The following is a 2,763-nucleotide window of genomic DNA, read 5'->3' as shown; positions in this document are numbered from 1 at the left end:
CGCCAATGTATATATAGGTACAACAAATCATCAAAGGAATTTGATGTTAGTTCTAATAATGATTTCAATGTTTTAGAGTTTACCATTGTCGCAGTTAAAAATGGCAAACCTATATTATTCGTTGATCAAAATTGGGGAGACACGAAATATTTTAAATATCATAATTTCGCTCAAGTAGATTTTGATAAAGAAGTAATAACTTTTGCTGCTGAAAAATCATATGGTAAAATACAGAAAATATCGATAAATGATAATTATATTTATGCCTATAAACATGATTATTCAGAAAACGACGTTAAAAACCAAGAAAACAAACTTTTCAGACTAGATTTATCTAGCTTTGAAAGTAAAATAATAGGTCGTCGTTTAGGAGTTACAGACAAAGACCCCTCGGTTAATCATCACATTTTTTACTCATTCATTCATGATGGTAATTTACATAGTTTCATAAGCTTTCCCTACCCTACATTATTTAAAACCAATGAGGACTTAACTTATTTAAAACCAGTATCATACCCAGCTATCAATAACCAAACAGATAAAGGCACTTTAAAAAATATCATTTCTATCGATAATGGTTGGCTTATACTTTATGGAAATAGTATTGGAATTGATAATGGTAGTATTTCTCACTTAAGTTTAACTGGAGAGCACACAACAATCGTTTCATCTTTAAAAGTCGGCCCTATAACAAATACATGGAAAAACAGCAAAAATGCCTATTTATCAGATGGTGCTTGGCTATATCAAATTGATTTAGCCACATTATCAAAAAAACTGATTTATGATAGTACTGATAATTCGGAATACAGTGGTGTATTACATATAAATGACGAATATGCCTATTTGTCAAAACATTTTAAGAGTGACTTTCTTTACCGGTTAAATCTCAATGACAATACAGAACATGAAATTTCTGATTATTCTGATGGTGGTTTATACCAATGCGGCGCTGATACCTATTTAATTGAACGCTCTTTAGATCAACATTCTGGTTTGCATACCGTAAACGATGTATACATTTTAAAAGATAAATTTCAAATCGTGGAATTTGAAGGTATTGCCTCAACCAACTATCGATTGCAGCTAGAAGCGATTACTGATGGAAAAATTTTATTTGTAGAAGATGACAAAGTAACTGTATATGACTGTGTCACTAAAGAAATGTCTGTAGCTATCAGAAATACCGATTTGTTCAGAACCTTTAGAGATTTGACATGGAAAAATAGTTATAACCAATATGACAAAACTTTTTATCCTTTTTATTTATATAGCAAGATTTTTTCATTATCTACAGATACTAAAGCTACTGAATTCAACATTTACTATGATGGCGATATTAAATTCACTCAGCTGTATTTAACCAAAAATGGTGTTTTTATTTACACAGGCAGTAATCATGCTATTGAAAACCAATATAAGTTATTCACCATATACAATAAAAATCTAATTGAAGTAGATAATTTAGATTTAGATACTAAAAGGTATATTGTAAATCCTTTTAAAGTAACTCAAGATGGTCGTTACATCATAGGGATTTATGAATTAATTAAAAAGCATTTCTCGGAGAAGCTTAACAAGGAACAACTTGTAAGAGTTTCAGGCGAAGAACCTTACATATTTGATACAACCCTCGAAAAACCATCTTACTTATCTTTATTTCCTGGTATTGAACGCGGGACAGCTGATATAGGTATAGACTTAGATCAAAGGATGATGGCTAGTGGAAATCTAATCATGTTTGTTACTTTAACTCCTGAAAACAAAAATGAATTAACAGTAATAGATCCTGTCTGTTTACTAGAGCAACAGTGCAGTGATAAGTTTATAAATAGAGTTCCCTTTTTGTCACCGGGAGCAACTTTGTATTACGAAAGTGGCGACTTTATATCTATTCCTTTTAGAGCATCAGATAGTGATTTAGATGATTTAAACTTTTCATTACTTAATGCACCAAATTGGTTAAGCATTAATACACTTGGTATTATAGAAGGTTTAATACCTGATAAAGCACTTCCTTCGTATCTTGACATTAAAGTTTTGGTTTCTGATGATAAAAGTATCACTGAATCAACAGCTTTTAATTTTTATATTGATGATGGGAAAATACAAGAAAATAATGACAATACGCCTGCTAAATCAAATGAACCAGACAAATCAACTAGTTCAGGGTCAAGCGGAGGCAGCGCTAGTTATTTATTGTTTTTGATGATTTTTTGTCAATTTGTTAAAAAAGCTTACTTACGTAACAAAAAATTGCAATAGCCAAGCTAGATTCATTATAAAAAACCACTAACATGTCAATATTCAATAGATAGAACAGATTGGGCCATTATTGTATTTCAATACATTGTTCATGTGGTTAAGCCGCATAAATGGTGACTTTAGCTAGACCAAGCCGTTGACTTGTAATCAGTAGGTCGCCAGTTCGACTCCGGCAGTCGGCACCATTCATAACGAAGCCTCAACAGCAATGTTGAGGCTTTTTTATTGCCTCAATAAAAAAGCCCCTGATTGCACCTTGACTAGTTCAGTCTGTATAAAAACGTAAAAGACATGATTGGTTTGATATGTGCGCTAGCTTGTACTTACCATTTTACATACCTTATAATATTGACAGTTTTATATTGTAATAATGTGAACGTCTGGCCAAGAGCACGTTCTATTAATTAACGTTTGAATTTATAGTTCCTCCAACTTAATTTTGGAGTGACTTATGACACGTAGAACATTTGATGATTGGAAACACCTCGTTGATAAACA

At 31.8% G+C, this 2,763-nt stretch carries 1 protein-coding gene; it reads left to right on the top strand.

Features of this window, described 5'->3' with window-relative positions; all coding sequences use genetic code 11:
* Positions 1 to 2,265 (top strand): hypothetical protein (locus tag H4J50_RS18680; RefSeq protein WP_182257664.1); only part of this gene is annotated, 2,265 nt, incomplete at its 5' end.
* Positions 2,266 to 2,763: the final 498 nt, after the last annotated feature.

Origin of the sequence: Colwellia sp. 6M3, from assembly GCF_014077595.1 — a bacterium.
GTDB lineage: Bacteria > Pseudomonadota > Gammaproteobacteria > Enterobacterales > Alteromonadaceae > Cognaticolwellia.
The sequence above is the reverse complement of the archived record's forward strand: the minus strand, read 5'-3'. Positions and strand labels throughout refer to the sequence as shown.